Genomic DNA, 21,286 nt, shown 5'->3' with positions numbered 1-21,286 from the left:
GGTGATATCGAAGGAAATCTCAGGTCAAAAGGCTAGTTTCGAAGTGACAAGTTTTTCGAGGTTTTCGGCGGCCGCCCGGCACGCATGATGACGCAGTCGGCTAGTACGTCCAGGGCGTCTACCACGGGAAGTCCTGCCGCCCGCGTCACGCCGCCGAAAGCCAAGGACAGCTCGGTGCAGCCGAGCACGACGCCGTCGCAGCCCGCTGCGCGCAGCGGGGCCGCCAGCGCCTCGAGAGCCGCTGGCTCTACGAATCGCCCCGCCTTCACTTCGTCAAAGATGATGCGGTTCGCCCGCGCTTGCGTGGCGCTATCCGGGTAAAGACAGTCCACGCCGAGTCGTGCGGCCTCGTGCCCGTACAGATCGGCGGCCACGGTGCCGCTTGTGGCCAGCACGCCGATGCGCGCCAAGCCCACAGCGGATGCGGCGGCGGCAGTCTCGCGCACCATGTGGACGACGGGGATGCCCAAGGCGCCCTGCAGTTCGTCGAAGAAGCCGTGGGCCGTGTTGCAGGGCAGCGCCAGAAGATCGCAGCCGCAGGCTTCCAGAAGCTGACCGTCCTCGATAAGCGCTGCGAGGGGAGAGCGGTCGCTTCGCCCCAGCAGGAATGCCGTGCGATCGGGGATGGCCGTGTCGTTGAAGGCAAGGGTGCGCACGTGGTCCTGGTCGCAGCGGGCCTCGGTGCGCTCGACGAGCCGCTGCAGGAAGTAGGCCGTGGCCGCAGGTCCGGTGCCTCCGAGCACGCCTACCAAGAGCCCGCTCATGATGCTGCTTTCGCGCGGGCCGCCAGCCTGTCTGCCAACGGGAGCTCCGGCGAGACGCAGGCAACGCACTCGTCGTCTTTGCCGGAGACAGTCCCCTTCGTACGGCGATCGACTATGGCCCCGGCACCTTCCAAATCTTCCACTGCTTTCTCCCGGGCCCGCTTATCTGCCATGGCGGCCCGGCAGGTCTTCCATTGGCGGAACGCGAAAACGAGCGGATACAGGCGCCGACGCAGGCTCTTCTCGGCCGGGTAGTCCAGCGGGTCGGCATCGCGGCCCAGCGCGTACAGCCCCCGCACCTCCTGACGCAGGGCGTCGTCGCGGATGTAGTCGAGCAGGATGGCCTTGGGCGCCACGGTGTAGAGCGACTCGCCCCGGGCTATCGTGAGCCCTTCGGGCAGGGGTCGGCCCAACACGAGGTCGTCCATGAGCCAGCGGGCCACGTTGTCGCCGGCGGCGGTCACATAGTAGTTGCTGCGGCCCAGACGCGTGTTTATCTCGAGGAAGCGATGGCTGTCGTCGCGCGGGTCCACCTTGATGTCGAAGTTCGCGAACCCGGTGTAGCTCACGGCCTCCAGAAAGCGCGCGGCCTCGGCCACGATCGTCTCGTCGGTGCGGCTCACGATGGCGAGCGGGTTGCCCACGCCCATGGGCCGCATATCTTCCAAAAGCGTCTGTCCGAAAGAGGCGAAGCGCACCTTTCCGTTCTGGTCAGAGTAGGTAGTGAGGATGCGCATGCTCGTGTCGTCGCCGGGGATCATCTCCTGGATGAGGAACTTCCCCTCGTAGCGGCTGCTCTGCACGGCCGCAAGCGTCGCCCGAAGCTCCGTCGCGTCGCGCAGGAAGAACACCTTCTGCTTCCCGGGGAAATCGGCGTAGTGGTAGGCCGCCGAGGAAGCGGGCTTGGCCACCACGGGGAAGGAGAAGGGAAGCGCGAGGGCGGCCGGGTCGTCGCCGCCCGTGCGGGCATCGAACACCACGGTGCGCGGCGCGGGCACGCCGACTTCCGCGCACAGTTCGTAGAAGCGATCCTTCTCGGTGAGCCGGTTCAGCAGATCTTCGCCAATGTAGGGGATGATGAAGGACTTCTCCAGCACGGCACGGTTCTCAACGATGAGCCGCACGTACCAATCGCCGCAGCCGAGCAGAAGCAGCGGGCGGTCGCTGAAGCACTCGGCAGTGTTGGCCAAGGTGGAGAGGAGCACCGCCGGCCGTTCCAAATGCGGCACCACGCGGTTCACAAGGATGGAGGAGTCGCCGCACATGTGGCAGTCGGCCTGGGAAAACACCAAGGGCACGATGCCGTAAGCCTCGTGGAAGGCCCGGGCGAGGCTGTAGGCGCCGATGTCTCCGCCGAGGATCACCGGCAATACATCGGGGGCGTCGATATTCTCCATAGGGCTCATCTCCTGACCTTTGCTCGTCTGCGTTCAGGAGAAATGATAGGAAAGCCCTCCATTACGCTTCCCATAGCAAATGCTGACGAAAGCGTAAGGAGGGCGTAACTTTTCCTTACGGCGGGACGATGCAGCTCTCTGGCGGGGGCACACCCCGTGCTCAAGCAATGGCTCGCTCGGCGGAACAGGACATTTAGTCCTGTTCCGTTCGCTGCGCAACCTGCGCGCGGGGCGCGCCCCCGCCAGAGAGCCGCATCGCGAGCCCGTTCGGGGCCGAAAGCCTTATTCCTCGACGAGCTGTTCCAGGGCGGCCAGTTTCACGCAGCAGGTGAAGACATCCATGGCGGCGTCAAGCTCTTCCAAGGGCGGCAGCGAGGGTGCGATACGGATGTTGGAATCGGCCGGATCGTCGCCGTAGGGCCAGGTGGCGCCGGCATCCGTCATGGTAACACCAGCGTTCTTCGCCAGCTCCACGATGCGGCGCGCCGTGCCAGCGGGCCCCTCGAAGCTCACGAAGTAGCCGCCGCGCGGATTGGTCCATGTGGCGATGCCGGCCTCGGCAAGCTCCTCGGCCAGTTTCTTTTCGACGAGCTCGAACTTCGGGCCCATGAGCGCGCCGTGAGCGGCCATATGCTCGGGCAGGCGCGCGCCCTCTTCCAGGAAGCGGGCGTGACGCAACTGGTTGAGCTTGTCGTGGCCGATGGCCTGAACGCCCAAGTGCCGCTTGATCTCGGCTATGTTGGCGGGGCTTGCGGCCAAAGCGGCCACGCCCGCGCCGGGGAAGGTGATCTTCGACGTGGAGCCGAACTTCAGATAGCGATCGGGGTTGCCCGCCTCGCGGCAGGCTTCGGCGATATCGAGCACGATGTCCTGCTCGGCTGGATCGCCGGAGAAATGGTGCACGGCGTAGGCGTTGTCCCAGAAGATGCGGAAATCGTCGGCGGCGCACTCCATGGCGGCGAGGCGGCGCACCGTCTCATCGGAGTAGGTGATGCCGGAGGGGTTCGAGTACTTCGGCACGCACCAGATGCCCTTGATTGCGTCGTCGGCGACGACGAGGCGCTCCACTTCTTCCATATCGGGGCCGTCCTCGCAAAGGGGGACGGGAATCATCTCGATGCCGAGATCTTCGCAAATAGAGAAGTGACGGTCGTAGCCGGGGACGGGGCAGAGCCATTTCACCTCGGGCAAGCGCCCCCAGGGCGTACTTCCCAGGGCCCCGAACACCAGGTAGCGCACCATGGCGTCGTACATGGCCGTGAGGCTCGCATTGCCGAGCACGATGACGTTCTCTGGCTCATCGTCCAGAAGCGCCGCCATGAGCCGCTTCGCCTCGGGGATGCCGTCGAGCACGCCGTAGTTGCGGCAGTCGGTGCCGTCCTCGGCGGCAAGGTCGGCTTCGGAGTCCAGCACGTCCAGCATAGGCAGGGACAGCTCCAGCTGTGCGGCCGAGGGCTTGCCGCGGGCCATGTTCAGCTTGAGGCCCCGGGCCGCCATCTCGCCGTAGCGGGCGCGCACCTCGGCGAGCTCGGCCTCCAATTCCGCCTTGGACATCTCTGCATAGCGCGGCATATTCCGTCCTTTCGCCGTAAAACTGCTCGTCTGCATAAGATACGGAGTGTCACTCCATCACGGTAAAGTATAATCCCAAAGGTCAATGAAACGACACGGAATATGGCGCTTCGCAAGAATGGCTGGCCATACGGTGTCGGTTTCGGCAGGGCGGCGTTGGGGGCTGGCCCGCTGGCGCCTCTTGCCGAAACCGACCCTGGGAGTTCCAAACGTGTTGCAAGGATTCTCGCGGAAGGGGAAACATGATCGAAAGCGATATGCAAGTCGTACTCGCCATGCTGCTCTACTTCGTCGTAGTAGTGGTCATCGGCTTTGTGTACGCCAAGCGCTCCAACTCGTCGTCCGAGGAGTACTTCCTCGGCGGCCGCGGCCTGGGACCGTGGCTCACGGCTCTGTCGGCCGAAGCGTCGGATATGTCGGGGTGGCTTCTCATGGGCCTGCCCGGCGTGGCCTACTTCACCGGCGCGTCGGATGCCATGTGGACGGCCATCGGCCTGGCCATCGGCACCTATCTGAACTGGAAGTTCGTGGCCAAGCGCCTGCGCAAGTACTCCGAGAAGGCCGGCAACGCCATCACGGTGCCCGACTTCTTCTCCAATCGCTTCCATGACACGAAGCACATCCTCATGACCATCGCCGCGGTCATCATCCTTCTGTTCTTCACCATCTACACCGCGTCCTGCTTCGTCACCGTGGGCAAGCTGTTCGCCACGCTGTTTGGCTGGGACTACGGCGTCATGATGGTCATCGGCGCCATCATCGTGTTCCTCTATACCTTCATGGGCGGCTACCTCTCGGTGTGCACCACCGACCTCATTCAGGGCATGCTCATGTTCTTCGCGCTGGCCACCGTGTTCATCGGCTCTGTCACGGCGGCCGGCGGCGTGGAAAACACCGTCGCCTTCCTGCAGAACATCCCCGGCTTCCTCTCCGGCACCGAAATCGCCACGCCTTTGCTCGACGAGGCGGGCAACCAGCTCATCGAGGGCAACGAGCCTATGTTCGGCCCGGCCGGCACCTACGGCATCATCACCATCGTGAGCGGCCTGGCCTGGGGCCTCGGTTACTTCGGCATGCCCCAGGTGCTCATCCGCTTCATGTCCATCCGCCACTCCGACGAGATCAAAAAGTCGCGTATCATCGCCATGATCTGGCTCGTGGTGTCCCTGTCCTCGGCGGTGTGCATCGGCCTTATCGGCCGCGCGGTCATCCCGACCGAGTTCCTCACCCAGTCGGCGGCCGAGTCGGTGTTCATCGTGCTGTCGAAGATGCTGCTGCCGAGCTTCTTCTGCGGGCTCGTGGTCTCGGGTATCTTCGCGGCGGCTATGAGCTCCTCTTCCAGCTACCTGCTCATCTCCGGCAGTGCCGTGGCCACCAATATCTTCAAGGGCCTCATCAAGCGCGATGCCACCGACAACCAGGTCATGATCGTGGCCCGCATCACGCTCACGGCCATCCTGCTTCTGGGCATCTTCCTGGCCATGGACCAGAACTCCTCCATCTTCGACATCGTGTCCTACGCCTGGGCCGGCTTCGGCGCGTCGTTCGGCCCGCTCATGCTGTGCTCGCTGTACTGGCGCCGCACCACGCTGCCTGGCGCCATCGCCGGCATGCTGACCGGTGCCGTCACCGTGGTGGTGTGGAAGAACCTCATTGCCCCGCTCGGTGGCTGGTTCGCCGTCTACGAGCTGCTTCCCGGCTTTTTGCTGGCGCTGCTCGTGATCGTGGTGGTCTCCAAGCTCACGAAGGAGCCGAGCAAGGAAGTCACCGACGACTTCGACACCTACATGGAGCTTGACGTGTAGCGCTGCGCGGCAACGATACGTTTTCTCAACGGAGCACTCCGAAGCGGGGTGCTCCGTTGCTGTTTCGGGCTACGATGCGAACGTCAACCGTGAGACAAGGAGAGCGATATGTTGAAGGCCATCGAGATCAAGCCGGACGTGTTCTGGGTGGGCGGCATCGATTGGAACGAGCGCAACTTCCACGGCTACACCACCGAGCGCGGAAGCACCTACAACGCCTACCTCATCCTCGACGAGAAGATCACGCTCATCGACACCTGCAAGAAGCCCTTCACCGGCGAGCTCATCGAACGCATCGGCACCATCGTGGATCCGGCCTCCATCGACTATATTGTGTCCAACCATGTGGAGATGGATCATTCCGGAGGCCTTCCGGCTTTGGCCGAAATCGCTCCAAAAGCCACTATCGTCACCGGTGCGCCCAAGGGCATCCAGGGACTTCGCGCTCATTACGGGGACGGTCTTAACCTCGTGGGCGTGAAGACCGGCGACACCCTCGATATCGGCAAACGCACGCTCGCCTTCGTGCAGACGCCCATGGTGCACTGGCCCGACTCCATGGTCACCTACGACGAGTTAGATGGCATCCTGTTCTCCAACGACGCCTTCGGCCAACATTACGCCTCCTCGAAGCGCTTCGACGACGAGGTGGGCCTGCCCGAGGTGCTCGTCCAGGCCCAGAAGTACTACGCCAACATCGTCATGCCCTACGGTAAGAATGTGGAAGCGGCCCTGAAGGCGCTCTCCGGCCTTTCCTTCGATATGATCGCCCCGGCCCACGGCATCATCTGGCGCAGCCATGTGCCGGAGATTCTGGCGATGTATGAGAAGTGGAGCAGCGGCATTCCCGAGGAGTACGCGCTCGTGGTCTACGACTCCATGTGGCATACCACCGAGGCCATGGCCACGGAGATCACCGAGGCCTTCATCGAGATGGGCATCCCCGCGCGCCTGCTCGACCTGAAGGTGAACCACATTTCCGACATCATGGCCGAAGTGCTGAACGCGCGCTACATCGCTGTAGGCTCGCCGACGCTCAACAAGACTATGATGCCCACGGTGGCGTCGTTTCTCTGCTACATGCGGGGCTTGGCGCCGGCCGGGCGCGTGGGCATTCCCTTCGGCAGCTACGGTTGGGCGCCCATGGGCCCCAACGAGGTGTACCAGGCTCTGGAGAGCTGCAAGTTCACGCTGCCGGAAGCCCCGCTTACCCACCAATGGGTGGAAGACGAGGAGGGTCTGAATGCCCTGCATGACGCTATCGTCGACTACGTGAGTCTCTTTCACGAGAGGGCCTAAAGAGCAGGAACGCGAGCGAAAAAAGGGGCTCCCAACGGGAGCCCCTTCGCTAGCTGGCAGATACGCTCTAATAGCGGGTATAAATCATGCCGGAGTGCACGGCGGAGATCTTCACGACGTCGCCGGTGCGCGGCGCGTGGATCATCTGGCCGTCGCCGATGTAGATGCCGCAATGGTGGTCGTTGCAGCAGATGTCGCCCGGCTTGGGGTTGGAGACGCGCGTGTAGCCCATGAAGCTGGCGGCGGTGCCCAGGCGGCTGTGACGGCCGAGCAGGCAGTAGCTCACCAGGCCGGAGCAATCGTAGGAATCCGGTCCCACGGCGCCCCAGGAATAGGGCTTGCCCAGCTCGCCGTAAGCGCGGTCGACGGCCGTGCCGCCGACGGTCTGGGGCTTCGAGTTGTTCGACGAGCCGCCGCCGGAACTGGAGCCGCCGCTCGAGCTGCCGCCGGAATTGCCGCCGGAGCCGGAGCCGCCGCCCGAGTTTCCACCGGAGTTGCCGCCGGAATTGCTCTGCTGACGGCGCTCTTCCTCCTCGGCCTGGCGACGGGCCTCTTCCTCGGCCGCCTGGGCGGCAGCCAAAGCCGCAGCCTCGCGGGCGGCCTCTTCCTCGGCGAGAAGCTGAGCCGCCTCCTCGGACAGGGAGTTGTAGGTTTCCTCCATCTGGGAGACGAGGCTCTCGGCCTCCTTCTTGACGGCCTCGGCCTCCTCGGCCTTCTGGGCGGCGACGTTGCGCTGCTCCTCGTAGACGGCCTTCTCAGATTCCACCTCGGAGCGCAGGGCCTTGGTTTCCTCCACCATGTCGGCGTCGTTCTGGTTCATATCGTTCAGGAGATCCCAGTTCGAGGCGAAGGCCTGGAACGTGGTGGCTCCCAGAAGAAGATCGAGGAACGTAGACGAGCCGGAACGGTACATGGAGCGGGCGCGGTTGCCGAGCTTGTCCTGCAGCTCGCTGATGCGCGAGGAAGCGGAATCGATGCGACCCTGAGCCTCGTCCATGCGGGCCTGGGCATCGTCGCGCTCGGTTTCAGCCGCATAGAGGGAGACCTCGGCGCGGTCGAGCTTCTCCTGCATGGCGTTGAGCTTCTCAAGTGCCGCGTTGGCCTCGGCCTGCTTCTCGGCGGCCGTGACGGCGTGAGCCTTGGCGGGCATGAGCGGGGGCAGGCACAGCGAGATGCCGAAAGCGGCCGCCGTGCCGACGAAGGCGCGTCTGCTGAAGGGACGTGTATGCTCACTCATATAAAAGTATCCTCCTGGTTGAGCATCTGGTGCGTTGGGGCAAACTAGCTTCGTATCATAGCACGGATGCCGCCTCTTCACGACCCCCACAGAAGGGATTCACAAGCCGACCTCAGCCCATCCGCGCGGGAATTCGCGCCGTTCGCGGCCGAAAAAAATCATGAGTGAAGGAGGGTTTCCATACCTTGGGGGAGATGTGCGCTTTCTCATCCAACATATGGTGTCCAAGTGTCTCTTTATATAGTAAGAAGAAAAGACGGTCGCCGGGTTCCTCGTTCGAGGTTGGGGAGGAATCGTGGAGACACGCCCGGGGGCGTGTAAATGGTTGACACGCTTGTTGCCGTAGCGTATTATTCCGTTCGCTCGCTTTTCGCGGAACAACGCGAAAGACGGGTGGCAGCTTGAAAAGTACACATGAATTAAGCGCCGAAATGGGCGTGTGCCCGAGTGGTTAAAGGGGACGGGCTGTAAACCCGTTGGTTATGCCTACCTAGGTTCGAATCCTAGCGCGCCCACCATTTCTGCCTGTGTAGCTCAGTCGGTAGAGCACTTCGTTGGTAACGAAGAGGTCACCGGTTCAAGTCCGGTCGCAGGCTCCACTTGGCGGTGTAGCTCAGTTGGTCAGAGCACACGGTTCATACCCGTGGCGTCACTGGTTCAAATCCAGTCACCGCTACCATTTAGATTTACCGCGTCCTTTCTGGGCGCGTTTATTTTGTTGCAATTCGTTTCGCAATCACCCTTGAAGGAGGATGAAACATGGCTAAGGAGAAGTTCGAGCGCTCGAAGCCGCATGTTAACATCGGCACCATCGGTCACGTCGACCACGGTAAGACGACGCTGACGGCCGCCATCTCCAAGACTCTGTCCGAGAACGACGGCTCCCACGGCACGGCGCACGCTGACTTCACTGCCTTCGACATGATCGACAAGGCCCCCGAGGAGCGCGAGCGCGGCATCACCATCTCCATCGCTCACATCGAGTACGAGACCGATACCCGTCACTACGCTCACGTCGACTGCCCCGGTCACGCCGACTACGTGAAGAACATGATCACCGGTGCGGCCCAGATGGACGGCGCCATCCTGGTTATCGCTGCTACCGACGGCCCCATGGCCCAGACCCGCGAGCACATCCTGCTCGCCCGTCAGGTGGGCGTGCCCTACATCGTGGTCTTCCTGAACAAGTGCGACATGGTCGACGACGAGGAGCTCATCGAGCTCGTCGAGATGGAAGTTCGCGAGCTGCTCGACAGCTACGAGTTCCCGGGTGACGACACCCCGATCATCCGCGGCTCCGCTCTGAAGGCCCTGGAGGGCGACAAGGAGTGGCAGGAGAAGGTTTGGGAGCTCATGGACGCTGTGGACTCCTACATCCCGACTCCCGACCGCGACGTCGACAAGCCGTTCCTGATGGCCGTCGAGGACACCATGACCATCACCGGCCGCGGCACCGTTGCCACCGGCCGTGTGGAGCGCGGCGTGCTCCATGTGAACGACCCGCTGGAGATCGTGGGTATCCGCGAGACCCAGAACACCGTTTGCACCGGCATCGAGATGTTCCGCAAGCTGCTCGATGAGGCTCAGGCCGGCGACAACATCGGCTGCCTGCTGCGCGGCATCAAGCGCGAGGAGATCGTCCGTGGCCAGGTTCTCTGCAAGCCCGGTTCCGTGACTCCGCACACCGAGTTCGAGGGCCAGGTCTACATCCTGACCAAGGAAGAGGGTGGCCGTCACACCCCGTTCTTCGATGGCTATCGTCCGCAGTTCTACTTCCGTACCACCGACATCACCGGTGTGGCGCACCTCCCCGAGGGCACCGAGATGGTTATGCCTGGCGACAACGTGACGATCAAGGGCGAGCTCATTCACCCCATCGCCATGGAAGAGGGCCTGAAGTTCGCTATCCGCGAGGGTGGCCGTACCGTGGGCTCTGGTCGCGTGACCAAGATCTTCAAGTAAGCCCTTCTTACTGAGTGATTTCGCGGGGCCTGTCTTTTGCGAGGCAGGCCCCGCCCCCTGCGCTTCATGTGTATGATCAACCCTGCGTTTCGCTTTATAGGTAAAAGGAGAATTCATGCGTACTCTGGTCACTCTGGCCTGCACCGAGTGCAAGCGCCGCAACTACACGACCAAGAAGAACAAGCAGAACAATCCTGACCGCATCGAGCTCAAGAAGTACTGCAAGTGGTGCAACGCCCACACGGTGCACAAAGAGACCCGATAAGAGGTTAAGGAAGAAACAGGCATAGGCCAGTAGCTCCAATTGGTAGAGCGGCGGTCTCCAAAACCGCATGTTGGGGGTTCGAGTCCCTCCTGGCCTGCCAGCTTGTTTTCGTGAGCAGCCTAGAGGCTGCTTTTTTGGCGATTAGACAAGAGACTTTCCATAAGGAATTCCATGGCAAAGAAATCCAAGACACAGAAGGCCAAGGCCTCCGCCGCCCGTCAGCAGCGCAAGGCCAACCGCGAGCTGGAAGAACAGAGCCCGACCCCCGTTGCCGAGGCGACGGAGGAGAAGAAGGGCGGCCTGTTCAAGAAGGGCTCCGAGGACAAGTCTGCGTCTTCCAACGATACCGCGAAGTCCTCCAAGAAGGAGGACAGGCCGAAGAAGAAGCGCTTCCAGTTCTTCCGCGACGTGAAGTCCGAGATGAAGCGCGTGACGTGGCCGACCCGCACCGATGTGCTCCGCTGGAGCGGCGTCGTGGTGGTGGCCCTGCTGTTTTTCGGTATCTTCGTGGCGTTGCTGGATAACGTGATTATCACGCCGCTGCTCGTGTTCATCTCTGGGATTGGGGCGTAATCGATGGCTAAGAAATGGTACGTGCTGCACACCTACTCGGGCTACGAGAACAAGGTGAAGTCGAATCTCGAGCAGCGCATCGAGGCCATGGGTCTCGAGAACAACGTCTTCGGCATCGAGATCCCCACGGAGATGGTCACCGAGATCAAGGAGGGCGGCCGTCGCGTGGAGAGCGAGAAGAAGGTGTTCCCGGGCTACGTGCTCGTCCGCATGGAGCTGGACGACCGCAGCTGGGCCGCCGTTCGCAACACGCCGGGCGTCACCGGTTTCGTGGGCAGCCAGGGCAACCCCCAGGCGCTGACCCGCGACGAATACAACAAGATCATGAAGCGCACGAGCCGCGAGGCTCCGAAGAAGACCTCCACGAACCTCGAGGTCGGCCAGTCGGTGAAGGTGACCCACGGTCCTCTCGCCGAGTTCGACGGCACGATTTCCGAGGTCATGCCCGACGCGGGTAAGGTCAAGGTCATGGTCTACATCTTCGGCCGCGAGACCCCCGTCGAGCTTTCCTTCGACCAGGTGGCCAAGATCTAATTTTGCAAGCACTTTGACTCGATCGTCGCGCCCGCGTGGACCGGGGCTTCTCGCGGCCTTCGAGTTTTGAGTGATAGAGAAGTAAACGTCGATTCATCTGAAAGGTAGTCACAGATGGCTGACAAGAAAGTCACTGGATTTGTAAAGCTGCAAATCCCCGCCGGCGCTGCCAATCCGGCCCCGCCGGTAGGCCCGGCCCTCGGCGCCCAGGGCGTCAACATCATGCAGTTCTGCCAGGCGTTCAACGCCCAGACGCAGGACCAGGCCGGCACCATCATCCCGGTCGAGATCACGGTGTACGAGGACAAGTCCTTCACCTTCGTGTGCAAGACCCCTCCCGCGGCCGTGCTCATCAAGGAGAAGCTCGGCATCAAGAGCGGCGCCGCCATTCCGCAGATTCAGGTGGCCGGCACGCTGACCGAGGATCAGCTCCGCGAGATCGCTGAGATCAAGATGCCCGACCTGAACGCCAACGACATCGAGGCGGCCATGGAGATCGTGGCCGGCACCGCCCGCTCCATGGGTGTGCGCATCGAGGGCCGCGAGATGAAGAAGAAGTACGTGCCCAGCCGCAAGGTTGCCGCCATGCTTCAGGGCAAGGCCGTCGACTAAGTTTGATTCAACAGTGGAAGGGTGAGAAGCGCCCGCCATTACCACGAAAGGAAATGCAATGACTAAGCACGGAAAGAAGTACGTTGAGGCCGAGAAGCAGATTCCGGCCGAGCCGGTGAGCCCCCTGGCCGCTATGAAGCTGCTGAAGGAGATCTCCGTGGCCAACTTCGACGAGACGGTGACCGGCGACTTCCGCCTGGGCATCGATACCCGTCAGGCCGACCAGCAGCTGCGCGGCACCGTGAGCCTGCCCAACGGCTCCGGCAAGACCGTCCGCGTGGCCGTCTTCGCCGAGGGCGCCGCTGCCCAGGCCGCCGAGGAGGCCGGTGCCGACATCGTGGGCACCGACGAGCTCATGCAGCAGATTCAGGCCGGCGAGTTCAACTTCGACGCCGCTGTGGCCACGCCCGATCAGATGGGCAAGGTCGGCCGTCTCGGCAAGATCCTCGGCCCCCGCGGCCTCATGCCCAACCCGAAGCTCGGCACCGTCACCAACGACGTGGCGAAGGCCATCAAGGAGCTCAAGGGCGGCCGCGTGGAGTACCGCGCCGACCGTTACGGCATCGCGCACGTCGTCCTCGGCAAGGTGAGCTTCACCCCCGAGCAGCTCGCCGAGAACTACGGCGCGGTCTACGACGAGATCCTGCGCATGAAGCCCGCCGCGGCCAAGGGCAAGTACGTCAAGTCCATCACCGTGTCCGGTACCATGACTCCCGGTGTTTCCGTGGACTCCTCCGTGACCCGCGCCTACACCGAGTCCGCCGAGTAAATCGACGATTCTCTATCGAAGAGCAAGGGCCCCGCTTCGGCGGGGTCCTTTTGCGTGTTGGGACATTCTGCGAGCGCCATGCAGGTTGTTCCGTAGGGGCCGACCTTGGTCGGCCCTCCCGACAGGATTGATCTTGCTTGTGGTGAGGGGCGACCGAGGTCGCCCCCTACGGAACAACCTGCGGACGTCTCCTTACTCTCCGAAAAAGTCCTTGCTGATGCGCTCGTAGAAGGAGGCGCCGTCGGCGCGCAGGAGCGTGACGTCGAAGGGCGCGCACTGCACGTATATCTTCCGCAGGGGCGCGTCGAACGGAACGATATCGCCGTCGACGAACAAGGTCGCCTCGCGGAACTCGTCGGTGTCGTCGAAGCCTACCTCGATAACGTCGCTGGCATCGGTGACCACGGCGCGGGAACGCAGGGTATGGGGAGCGAGCGGCACGGCGATCATGCCCTTGAAGCCGGGGGAGACCAAAGGGCCGCCGGCCGAGAGCGCGTAGGCCGTCGAGCCGGTGGCCGTGGAGACGACGAGGCCGTCGCCGCGCATGCGGGCCACGTCCACCCCCGAGACGTTCAAGGTCAGCTCGATGATGCGTCCCATGGCACCGCGGGTGATGGCCGCCTCGTTCAGGGCGAAGAACTGCCGTGCGCCGGAGAGCCCCCGGCCGTTGACGCCGAAGCGACCCGGGACGGGCGTCCAGGGGGCGCCTTCGGTCTCCCCGGGCCTGCGAACCGAAGAAGGGGTGGCGGCGCTCGGCTTCGCGTTCACGTCGGGCCTGTCCCAGGCGGCGCCTTCTCCGGCCCCGTTCGCCTCCCCGTACGGATCGTGCTCGCCTTCGCAAACCACCTCGATGGAGAGAATGCTGCGGCGCTCGGCGCGCAAGTCGCCGGCCAGGGCCTCGGCCACCAGCGGCACCACGCCATCGGTATCGGCGTTGGCGAGAAACCCCAGCCGTCCGAAGTTGATGGGCAGGATGGGAACCTGGCGGTCATGGAGCAGGTGTACGGTATGCAGCACGGTGCCGTCGCCGCCGAGCACGACGACCAGCGCCAGCTGCCCGGGCAGCTGCGCGCGCACTTCGCGGCGTCCCGCATCGGTGCCCAGCGATGAGGAATCGACGAGCAGCGCCTCGATTCCCTGGCTCGTAAGATAGGCGGTGAGCAGCAGCGAGGCGTCAACAGCTTGCGGGTTGGAGTTATTGCGTACGACAAGTATGTGCATGGGGCTCTGCTTTCCGAGTTTGCTATGATAGATGAATTATACCGCTCATCATCGAAGAGTTCGCCCATGTCCGACAAGCTCCAACGAGCCCGTCATATACGCCCGAATCCGCCCGACCCGACGGATAGGAATGCTGCGCCTTTGGGCCGCCACGGCCGGCCGTCGGCGAGCGGCGACGGCGACGCGCCCCAGGCCCAGGGAGCCCCCCGCAACAACCCGCGGGCGAACGCTGAGGCGCGCATTCCCGCCCGCGGTCGCCATCGCGGCGCGGACAAGACGCTCCTGCGTCCTCCGACCGACCCGGGCGCCACAGGGCTCATTCCCGTCGTCGGCTCCCATGCGGGCCTCGACCGCACCATCCCCGGCGCCACCGCCGAGGGGTCCATCCGCCAGCAGGAGGTGATCGTCGCCGAGGCCGCCGAGGATGAGGTCGCGAACCGGCGCAGCGAGGGCAGCGGCGCGCTGTCGGCCGAATCGGTGGGGGCGAGCGCAGCCCTCATTTCCATCTGCGTCATTATCTCCCGCATCACCGGCTTCGCCCGCACCTGGGCCATGGCCTTCGCGTTGGGCTCAACCTTCGTCTCCAGCTCCTACCAGGTGGCGAACAATCTGCCGAACATGCTCTACGAGCTGGTCATGGGCGGCATGCTCATCACGGCGTTTCTGCCGGTGTACCTCTCGGTGAAAAAGCAGCTCGGCGACAGGCGGGGCAACGAGTACGCATCGAATCTGCTCACCATCGTCGTGGTGCTGCTCGCTATCGTCTCGGTGCTCTGCATGGTGTTCGCCGGGCAGATCATCTATACCCAGAGCTTCTACTCGAACCAGGACGAGATGGCGCTCGCGGTGTTCTTCTTCCAATTCTTCGCCATCCAGATCGTCTTCTACGGCGCCTCGTCTATCGTGTCAGGCCTTTTGAACGCGAACCGCGAGTACTTCTGGTCCTCCTTTGCGCCGGTGTTCAACAACCTCATCGTCATCGCCTCGTTCATCTTGTATGCCATCATCGCCCAAACCGACCAGAATCTGGCCTTCCTCGCCATCGCCATTGGCAATCCGCTCGGCGTCTTCGTGCAGATGGCCTTCCAGATTCCGGCCTTGAAGAAGGTGGGCATCCGTCTGCGGCCGCGTATCGATTGGCACGACCCGGCGCTGGCCGACACGCTGCGCCTCGGCGCGCCGGCGGTGTTCGTCACCGTGTGCTCGTTTGCCACGGTGTCCGCCCAGAACGCCGCCTCCTACGTGTTCGCCGACAACGGCCCTTCGGTCATCGCCTACGCGCGGCTGTGGTTCACGTTCCCGTACTCGTTCCTCGCGGTGCCCGTGACCACGACGCTGTTCACGGAGCTGTCGGACATGCAGGCCGACGGGAATACTCGCGGCGTCGTCGCCGGCATCATCGACGGCACGCGGCAAATTCTCTTTCTCATGATCCCCATGGCGCTTTACCTCGTGGTGTTCTCCACACCGCTCGTGACGCTGTACCATATCGGCGCGTTCACCGCCGATGCCATCGGGCAGATCGCGAGCTATCTGGCCGTCATGGCCGTGGCGCTGCCGTTCTACGGGGTGAACGCCTACCTGAACAAGATCTTCAGCTCCATCCGGCGCATGGGGGTCTTCTCGGTCATCAACTTTGTGGCCGTGGCGGCCCAGGTGGCGGTCACGCTGGGGGCGGCCTGGGCCTACCAGCAGGGGCTGGACGTGACGCTGGAGTCCATCGCGGCCTCGACCATCGTCTCCTATGTGATCGGCGACGTGATCGCCTTCGCGTACCTGCGGCGTCACTTCGGCCCCATGGGGCTCGGCGCGGTGATGCGCTCGTTCTTCGTGGCGCTCGCCTTGGGCGGCGCCGGGGCTGTGGTGGGCTATGGGATGCTCGTGGGCCTCACGCTCGGCTTCGGGCCCATGGACGGCAGCGTCGCCCGCGCCTTCGCCTACGTGGTTGTCGGCGGCCTGGCGGCCCTCGTCGTGACGTTCGGCCCCGCCGTGCGCGGCAACTGGCCCGAAGCGTCCTTCATCTCCGGCGCTGTGCGGAAGGTGGCTCGAACGTTGAAACGGAAAGCGTGATTCCGTGGCAGTGAAGTTGAAGTCTCCGGCTCAGATCGAGGCCATGAAGGAGGCGGGCCGCGTGTCGGCGCTGGCGCTGCGGCGTGTGGGCGAGGCGGTCGAGCCCGGTATCACCACCGCCGAGCTGGACGCCATCGCCGAGAAGGTCATCCGCGCCGAGGGCGGCATTCCCGCCTTCAAGGGCTACGGCGGCTTCCCCGGCTCCATTTGCGCCTCGGTGAACGATGCCGTCGTGCACGGCATTCCCTCGAGGAAGCTCGTCCTGCGCGAGGGGGACATCATCTCCATCGACACCGGCGCCATCGTGGACGGCTGGGTGGGCGACAACGCCTGGACGTACCCGGTGGGGAAGGTGGCGCCCGAGGTGCAGCGCCTGCTCGAGGTGGGGGAGCGCTGCATGTGGGAGGGACTCGACAACGCGCGTCCCACCAAGCGCCTCGGCGATATCGGGCACGCGGTGCAGTCGCTGGCCGAGGCGGCCGGCTACTCGGTGGTGCGCGACTATGTGGGCCACGGCATCGGCCGCGAGATGCACGAGGATCCGAACGTCCCGAACTTCGGGCGTCGTCGCACGGGGTTGAAGCTTCTGCCGGGCATGGTGCTCGCCATCGAGCCCATGGTGAATGCGGGCACTCGCAAGGTGAAGCAATGCTCTGACGGCTGGCTTGTGCGCACTCGCGACGGGAAGCCCTCGGTGCACTTCGAGAAAACCGTCGCCATCACCGAGGACGGCCCGGTCGTCCTCACCACCGAGGAAGGCCATCCGCGGCCCGTGTAGGCTTATGCCCCCTTGCGCTCGTTGGCGGCCTCCACGAAAGCGCGGAACAGGGGATGGGGGTTGGTGGGGCGGCTCTTGAACTCGGGGTGGGCTTGGCTGGCGACGAAGAAGGGATGGTCGGGCAGCTCGATCATCTCCACCAGGCGCTCGTCGGGGGAGAGGCCCGAAATCACGAGACCCCCTTCCACAAGGGCGTCGCGATAGGCGTTGTTCACCTCGTAGCGGTGGCGGTGGCGCTCGTAGACGATGGGCTCGCCGTAGGCCGCCGCCGCGCGGGTGCCGGGCACCACCTTGCAGGGATAGGCCCCGAGGCGCATGGTGCCGCCCTTGTCTTCCACGTCCTCCTGCTCGGGCATGAGGTCGATGACGAGGGGCGTCCCCTCCGGTGCCGCGTCGGCGAACTCGGCGGAAGTGGCGCCTTCCAAACCGCACACGTCGCGGGCGAAGGAGCAGACGGCCGCCTGAAGCCCCAGGCAGATGCCTAGAAACGGCACATTGTTCTCGCGGGCGTAGCGGGCGGCGGCGATCTTGCCCTCGAAGGCGCGGGCGCCGAAGCCGCCCGGCACGAGGATGCCGTCCATGGCGCCGAGCACTTTCTCAGCGTTCTTGTCGGTGAGCTCCTCGCCGTCGATGAGGTGCACGTTCACGTGGCGCCCCGCCGCGATGCCGGCGGCCACGAGCGCCTCGTTGATGGAGAGGTAGGCATCCGGTAGGCTCACGTACTTGCCCACCACGGCGATGTCCAGATCGCCCGAACAGGCGTCCTTCGCTTTCAGGAAGGCGCGCCAGGGAGCGAGCTTTATCTTGCGGGGCGCGAGTCCCATCTTCGCCAGGGCCGAGATGTCGAATCCCTGCTCGTAGAGGCTGATGGGTACTTCGTAGATGGACGGCTCATCGGGGCAGGCCAGCACGTCGTCGGTATCGACGTCGCAGAACAGCGCGATCTTCTCGCGCACGCCGTCGGTGATCTCGTGATCGGACCGGCACACGATGAAGTCGGGCTGCACGCCTAAGGATCGCAGCTCCTTCACGGAGTGCTGGGTGGGCTTGGTCTTCACCTCGTGGGCCGCGGCGATATACGGCACGAGCGTCACGTGGACGAACAGCACGTTGCCCGGCCCCATCTCCTTCTTGAACTGGCGCGCCGCCTCGATGAAGGGCAGGCCCTCGATGTCGCCGATGGTGCCGCCGATTTCCGAGATGACGATGTCGGCGCCGGACTGCTCGGCCGCGCGGCGGATCCGCTCCTTGATGGCCTCGGTCACGTGCGGGATGACCTGCACGGTGCCGCCGAGGAAGTCGCCGCGCCGCTCGCGGGCGATGAGCGTCTGGTAGATGGAGCCCTGGGTGAAGTTGCTCTCGCGGGAGAGGTTCTCGTCGATGAAGCGCTCGTAGTGGCCGAGGTCTAAGTCTCCCTCGTGACCGTCCTCGGTGACGAACACCTCGCCGTGCTGGAAGGGGCTCATGGTGCCGGGGTCCACGTTCAGATACGGATCCATCTTCTGCATGGTCACTTTATAGCCCCGGGCCTTCAGAAGCTGGCCGAGGGACGCGGCGGTGATGCCCTTGCCGAGCGATGAGACGACGCCGCCGGTAACGAAGATGTGCTTGGCCATGCCGGCCTCCTTCCGCCGCAGGCTCGCGCCCGGGCATGAAACATGCGCCTCGAAGCCGTGCGCCCGCGCGACTTCCCAACGCTTAACCAGCCTACGCCCCCAATGTTTCCGACATGAAACGCGCCGACGTTGTAACGCGTTCGAAACACGAGTCGGGAGCACCGGGGCAACGGGCGGCCAGTGAGGGAGGCGCAGATGGGCGCGCGCCATCCGGTCGCGCATCCTATAACGGGCCGACAACGGCGTGCCTTCCGCGCAGTGACGGTTCGCGGGCGCGTTGCGCTTTGCTGCGGGGTCATCTTTAGACTGGGCGTCAACGCAGTTTCCAAGAGAAAGGACGCGCTTATGTCTACGCTGCTCGTTTTGGGCTATCCCACCGAGGAGAAGGCCAAGGAGGCCTATCAGGAGGTGCTGAGCCTCGGCGACGATTTCATCGTGAACCTCCAGTCGGTGGCCGTGGTCGCCCGCCGCGACAACGACAAGTTCGACGTGGTCACGCCGGGCCAGCCCATCGGCAACTCCACCGTGTGGGGTCTGTTCTGGGGCATGCTGTTCGGGCTCATCTTCCTCATCCCCTTCTGGGGCGCCGCAATCGGCGCGGGCCTGGGCGCGCTCACGGGCTTCTTCGTGAAGCGCGGCGTGGACGAGGACTTCCAGGACCGTGTGCGCAACCTGCTGACCCAGAAGGACGAGGCGGCCGTGTTCATGGTGGTCAGCTCCATGACCGAGGACAAGTTCGCCGAGGCCATGCGCCCCTTCGGCGGCGACATCCTGCAGACCTCGCTGTCCATCAAGGACGAGGAAGAGCTCAAGTGCGAGCTCGGCAAGTGCTAGCTTAGCTTCCAAAACGCATGTGCAACCTCAAGCGCCGGCCCTCAGGTCGGCGCTTTTTACGTGCAATGGTTTGACCGGCGAATACTTATCGATTGGAGCAGCTTGTCGTGGTTGCCAGAGAGATGCTCCGTCAAGCCGTCGTCGCTTTGATAAGAATGCCGATCAAGACCAACATGCTATTTCGCCAAGTGCTGCCCGAGCAGCCAGCCGAAAGTGACGCAGCGGCCCAGCGAGATGCCCGGGATGGTCACTTCGTTGTAGTCGATGCCGAACAGGCCGCCGGCGTTGTTGCCCACGGCATACAGCCCGGGGATGACTGCGCCCGCTTCGGTGAGGCACTCGGAGTCGGCGTTTGTGATGAGGCCGCTGACGCTCACTCCCAGTTCCACGTTCATGCGCAGGCCGTAGAAGGGAGGCTGCTCGATCTTCGCCATAAGCTCGGGTCGTTTGCCGAAATCGGTGTCGCCCGCATCGACGAGTTCGTTGTAGCGCTTCACGGTGGCGAGGAAGGTCTCGATGGCCTCGGGAGCCAGCCCCATGACGTTTGCCAGCTCCTCTAGGCTGTTGGCCTGCACAAGCAGTCCATCCTCGATTTCCCAGGAGAACGCGAGCTCTTCCTCGCCTTCCGGCGTCCACGGGTCTTGAATGCGTCGGCCGTCTTGATCCCAGCTCATGCCGCCGGCATAGGGCATCTGATTCGGGAGCTCTTCGCGCCACTTGTCATCCCAGATGGCCCATGAAGCGGCCGCCGGCTGGATCAGCTGCGCATTGCCGCCGCCAGTATAGCCTGCGTCCTCATTGACGTAGCGCTGACCCAGGTTGTTTACGCGCAGATAGGAATAGGCGTAGGCCATGAAGGTCATGAGGGGATGCGGTCCCGGTTGCATTGCGGCGCCTGCCCACAGACCCATCTTGTGTCCATCGCCAGTGCCCGTGCTCTCGTTGATGAAGAAATCAGGGTCGAAGCTGTCGAAATCCCAGGCGGTATAGTAGTCCAGCATCTCTGGGTCTGCTGCGTAGTCGCCGCAAGCCAACACGACGCCCTTGGCCGCGTTCACCTGCAGATAGCCGTTCTCGCCCTTGCAGATGGCGCCGGTCACGCGGCCGCCATCGACGAGGAGTTGCACGGCCTCAGTGAGGTTGCGGTACTCACCGCCGCCGCTCACCACCTCCTGCTGGAGGTTCGCGATCATGGCCTTCGTTGCCGCATACCAGTCGCCGTCGTCGGCGACGGCGCCCTCGTCGGGCCATAACTCCACAACGTGCACGTAGTTCTTGAAGTGGTCGCTGTTGCTCTTCATGGCGATGACTTCGGGAACGAATCCGTAGCCGCGGGCCTTCTCGAGGTACCAGTCGCCGGCGGCTCCGGATTCGCTCATGAAGCGATAGACTTTGTCGCCACGGCAGCGATGGCAGGACTTCTCCATGTGGTCGCGCACCACTTCATACACATCCACGGGCTCGATGTTCTTTTCGGCCATGATACCGGGATTGACAAAGCCGTAGTCCAGGCCGATGTTGCGGGGAGCCTCGGCCTTCTCCACGAGGAACACCTTCAGGCCCTGCTCGGTGCAGCTGCTCGCGGTGATGGCGCCGGCGATACCCGAGCCGATAACGAGCACATCGGTGTCGACGGTTTCGGCTATCTCGTCAGCATCGATGGATGCGGGGGCAGTGAGGAACGAGGGCTCTCCCGTGGCGGCGAGGTCGTCGCCACTTGTCGCGCTGCTATTCGAAGAGGACGTTGCGGGGGCGCAGCCGCCCAGCATGGTCGCACCGGCCAGTCCTGCTCCGCTCAAGGCGGCTGCTTTGAGGAATCCACGTCGTGAAAGTGCCGTATTGCTTGGGGTGTCGTGCATCGTGCTCATCCTCCCGTATCCTTTCTCTGGTTTTAAAGGCCCGTGCTGTTTTTGGCCCAGGCACGTCCGCCATCCTACGGCGGCTACCTCGGATCGCCCAGACCGCGAAACTGATGAAA

Annotated in this window: 18 protein-coding genes and 4 tRNA genes; 15 read left to right on the top strand and 7 right to left on the bottom strand. The window is 63.7% G+C overall.

Features of this window, described 5'->3' with window-relative positions:
* Positions 1-32: 32 nt before the first annotated feature.
* The 3 genes from cuyB to GO707_RS04405 form a co-directional block, all read right to left on the bottom strand.
* Positions 33-764 carry a cysteate racemase gene (gene cuyB / locus GO707_RS04415; protein WP_157012241.1) on the bottom strand — a complete coding sequence of 244 codons (732 nt, stop codon included), beginning with the start codon at positions 762-764 and terminating at the stop codon, positions 33-35.
* Positions 761-2,161 carry a carboxylate--amine ligase gene (locus tag GO707_RS04410; protein ID WP_157012240.1) on the bottom strand — a complete coding sequence of 467 codons (1,401 nt, stop codon included), beginning with the start codon at positions 2,159-2,161 and terminating at the stop codon, positions 761-763. Before GO707_RS04410 ends, cuyB begins: the two co-directional genes overlap by 4 nt.
* A 282-nt stretch (positions 2,162-2,443) precedes the next feature.
* A complete protein-coding gene (locus GO707_RS04405) occupies positions 2,444-3,733 on the bottom strand; it encodes an aspartate aminotransferase type Ic (RefSeq protein ID WP_157012239.1) in 1,290 nt (429 codons plus the stop codon).
* Positions 3,734-3,975: 242 nt separating this feature from the next.
* Here GO707_RS04405 and putP point away from each other — a divergent pair, with 242 nt between their 5' ends.
* Together putP and GO707_RS04395 are read left to right on the top strand one after the other, a co-directional pair.
* Positions 3,976-5,538: a sodium/proline symporter PutP gene (gene putP / locus GO707_RS04400; protein WP_157012238.1), complete on the top strand. Its 1,563-nt coding sequence runs from the start codon at positions 3,976-3,978 to the stop codon at positions 5,536-5,538.
* Positions 5,539-5,646: 108 nt separating this feature from the next.
* Positions 5,647-6,837 (top strand): FprA family A-type flavoprotein, encoded by a 1,191-nt coding sequence (locus GO707_RS04395; RefSeq protein WP_157012237.1) that lies wholly within the window; start codon positions 5,647-5,649, stop codon positions 6,835-6,837.
* Between the two features lie 67 nt (positions 6,838-6,904).
* Here the strand turns inward: GO707_RS04395 and GO707_RS04390 are convergent, their stop codons facing one another.
* Positions 6,905-8,074, bottom strand: coding sequence for a coiled-coil domain-containing protein (locus GO707_RS04390; protein WP_157012236.1), 1,170 nt, complete (start codon positions 8,072-8,074; stop codon positions 6,905-6,907).
* Positions 8,075-8,507: 433 nt separating this feature from the next.
* On the opposite strand from GO707_RS04390, the gene GO707_RS04385 reads away from it, so the two are divergent.
* The 10 genes from GO707_RS04385 to rplA all read left to right on the top strand — a co-directional run bounded on the left by GO707_RS04385 (position 8,508) and on the right by rplA (position 12,789).
* Positions 8,508-8,592 (top strand) — tRNA-Tyr (locus GO707_RS04385).
* Positions 8,593-8,597: 5 nt separating this feature from the next.
* Positions 8,598-8,673, top strand: a tRNA-Thr gene (locus GO707_RS04380).
* A gap of 3 nt (positions 8,674-8,676) precedes the next feature.
* Positions 8,677-8,753: transfer RNA gene (locus tag GO707_RS04375), tRNA-Met, on the top strand.
* Positions 8,754-8,833: 80 nt separating this feature from the next.
* On the top strand, positions 8,834-10,036 hold the full coding sequence (gene tuf, locus GO707_RS04370; protein ID WP_114539934.1) for an elongation factor Tu: 1,203 nt from the start codon (positions 8,834-8,836) through the stop codon (positions 10,034-10,036).
* A gap of 115 nt (positions 10,037-10,151) precedes the next feature.
* Positions 10,152-10,301 carry a 50S ribosomal protein L33 gene (rpmG, locus tag GO707_RS04365; RefSeq protein ID WP_022740305.1) on the top strand — a complete coding sequence of 50 codons (150 nt, stop codon included), beginning with the start codon at positions 10,152-10,154 and terminating at the stop codon, positions 10,299-10,301.
* Positions 10,302-10,324: 23 nt separating this feature from the next.
* A tRNA-Trp gene (locus tag GO707_RS04360) sits at positions 10,325-10,401 on the top strand.
* A 71-nt stretch (positions 10,402-10,472) separates the two neighbouring features.
* Positions 10,473-10,874 (top strand): preprotein translocase subunit SecE, encoded by a 402-nt coding sequence (gene secE / locus GO707_RS04355; protein WP_114539933.1) that lies wholly within the window; start codon positions 10,473-10,475, stop codon positions 10,872-10,874.
* Between the two features lie 3 nt (positions 10,875-10,877).
* The gene (gene nusG, locus GO707_RS04350) at positions 10,878-11,408 is read left to right on the top strand and encodes a transcription termination/antitermination protein NusG (RefSeq protein ID WP_157012235.1); all 531 of its coding nucleotides are present in this window, start codon (positions 10,878-10,880) and stop codon (positions 11,406-11,408) included.
* A 114-nt stretch (positions 11,409-11,522) separates the two neighbouring features.
* Positions 11,523-12,020 carry a 50S ribosomal protein L11 gene (rplK, locus tag GO707_RS04345; RefSeq protein WP_022740302.1) on the top strand — a complete coding sequence of 166 codons (498 nt, stop codon included), beginning with the start codon at positions 11,523-11,525 and terminating at the stop codon, positions 12,018-12,020.
* 58 nt (positions 12,021-12,078) lie between these two features.
* A complete protein-coding gene (gene rplA / locus GO707_RS04340; RefSeq protein ID WP_022740301.1) occupies positions 12,079-12,789 on the top strand; it encodes a 50S ribosomal protein L1 in 711 nt (236 codons plus the stop codon).
* Positions 12,790-12,981: 192 nt separating this feature from the next.
* On the opposite strand, the gene GO707_RS04335 is transcribed toward rplA, so the two are convergent.
* Entirely contained in the window at positions 12,982-14,010 is a 1,029-nt protein-coding gene (locus GO707_RS04335; RefSeq protein WP_157012234.1) for an NAD(+)/NADH kinase, read from the bottom strand.
* 66 nt (positions 14,011-14,076) lie between these two features.
* Between GO707_RS04335 and murJ the strand changes: the two genes are divergently transcribed.
* Together murJ and map are read left to right on the top strand one after the other, a co-directional pair.
* Positions 14,077-16,080 carry a murein biosynthesis integral membrane protein MurJ gene (murJ, locus tag GO707_RS04330; protein ID WP_157012233.1) on the top strand — a complete coding sequence of 668 codons (2,004 nt, stop codon included), beginning with the start codon at positions 14,077-14,079 and terminating at the stop codon, positions 16,078-16,080.
* A gap of 4 nt (positions 16,081-16,084) precedes the next feature.
* Positions 16,085-16,858 (top strand): type I methionyl aminopeptidase, encoded by a 774-nt coding sequence (gene map, locus GO707_RS04325; protein WP_302783217.1) that lies wholly within the window; start codon positions 16,085-16,087, stop codon positions 16,856-16,858.
* A gap of 2 nt (positions 16,859-16,860) precedes the next feature.
* On the opposite strand, the gene GO707_RS04320 is transcribed toward map, so the two are convergent.
* On the bottom strand, positions 16,861-18,474 hold the full coding sequence (locus tag GO707_RS04320; RefSeq protein WP_157012232.1) for a CTP synthase: 1,614 nt from the start codon (positions 18,472-18,474) through the stop codon (positions 16,861-16,863).
* Between the two features lie 345 nt (positions 18,475-18,819).
* Between GO707_RS04320 and GO707_RS04315 the strand changes: the two genes are divergently transcribed.
* On the top strand, positions 18,820-19,308 hold the full coding sequence (locus tag GO707_RS04315) for a DUF1269 domain-containing protein (protein ID WP_022740296.1): 489 nt from the start codon (positions 18,820-18,822) through the stop codon (positions 19,306-19,308).
* A 176-nt stretch (positions 19,309-19,484) separates the two neighbouring features.
* Here the strand turns inward: GO707_RS04315 and GO707_RS04310 are convergent, their stop codons facing one another.
* On the bottom strand, positions 19,485-21,167 hold the full coding sequence (locus GO707_RS04310; protein ID WP_227070501.1) for an FAD-dependent oxidoreductase: 1,683 nt from the start codon (positions 21,165-21,167) through the stop codon (positions 19,485-19,487).
* Positions 21,168-21,286 lie beyond the last annotated feature (119 nt).

This window comes from Adlercreutzia rubneri, assembly GCF_009755265.1.
Classification (GTDB): Bacteria; Actinomycetota; Coriobacteriia; order Coriobacteriales; family Eggerthellaceae; genus Adlercreutzia; species Adlercreutzia rubneri.
This window is presented reverse-complemented; position numbering and strand designations above follow the sequence as displayed.

Coding starts and splice junctions, on each gene's coding strand:
- murJ (WP_157012233.1), top strand. CDS start 14,077: ATGTCCGACAAGCTCCAACGAGCCCGTCATATACGCCCGAATCCGCCC.
- GO707_RS04410 (WP_157012240.1), bottom strand. CDS start 2,161: ATGGAGAATATCGACGCCCCCGATGTATTGCCGGTGATCCTCGGCGGA.
- GO707_RS04310 (WP_227070501.1), bottom strand. CDS start 21,167: ATGCACGACACCCCAAGCAATACGGCACTTTCACGACGTGGATTCCTC.
- GO707_RS04405 (WP_157012239.1), bottom strand. CDS start 3,733: ATGCCGCGCTATGCAGAGATGTCCAAGGCGGAATTGGAGGCCGAGCTC.
- GO707_RS04390 (WP_157012236.1), bottom strand. CDS start 8,074: ATGAGTGAGCATACACGTCCCTTCAGCAGACGCGCCTTCGTCGGCACG.
- rplA (WP_022740301.1), top strand. CDS start 12,079: ATGACTAAGCACGGAAAGAAGTACGTTGAGGCCGAGAAGCAGATTCCG.
- GO707_RS04320 (WP_157012232.1), bottom strand. CDS start 18,474: ATGGCCAAGCACATCTTCGTTACCGGCGGCGTCGTCTCATCGCTCGGC.
- tuf (WP_114539934.1), top strand. CDS start 8,834: ATGGCTAAGGAGAAGTTCGAGCGCTCGAAGCCGCATGTTAACATCGGC.
- nusG (WP_157012235.1), top strand. CDS start 10,878: ATGGCTAAGAAATGGTACGTGCTGCACACCTACTCGGGCTACGAGAAC.
- cuyB (WP_157012241.1), bottom strand. CDS start 764: ATGAGCGGGCTCTTGGTAGGCGTGCTCGGAGGCACCGGACCTGCGGCC.
- rplK (WP_022740302.1), top strand. CDS start 11,523: ATGGCTGACAAGAAAGTCACTGGATTTGTAAAGCTGCAAATCCCCGCC.
- GO707_RS04335 (WP_157012234.1), bottom strand. CDS start 14,010: ATGCACATACTTGTCGTACGCAATAACTCCAACCCGCAAGCTGTTGAC.
- rpmG (WP_022740305.1), top strand. CDS start 10,152: ATGCGTACTCTGGTCACTCTGGCCTGCACCGAGTGCAAGCGCCGCAAC.
- secE (WP_114539933.1), top strand. CDS start 10,473: ATGGCAAAGAAATCCAAGACACAGAAGGCCAAGGCCTCCGCCGCCCGT.
- GO707_RS04315 (WP_022740296.1), top strand. CDS start 18,820: ATGTCTACGCTGCTCGTTTTGGGCTATCCCACCGAGGAGAAGGCCAAG.
- GO707_RS04395 (WP_157012237.1), top strand. CDS start 5,647: ATGTTGAAGGCCATCGAGATCAAGCCGGACGTGTTCTGGGTGGGCGGC.
- putP (WP_157012238.1), top strand. CDS start 3,976: ATGATCGAAAGCGATATGCAAGTCGTACTCGCCATGCTGCTCTACTTC.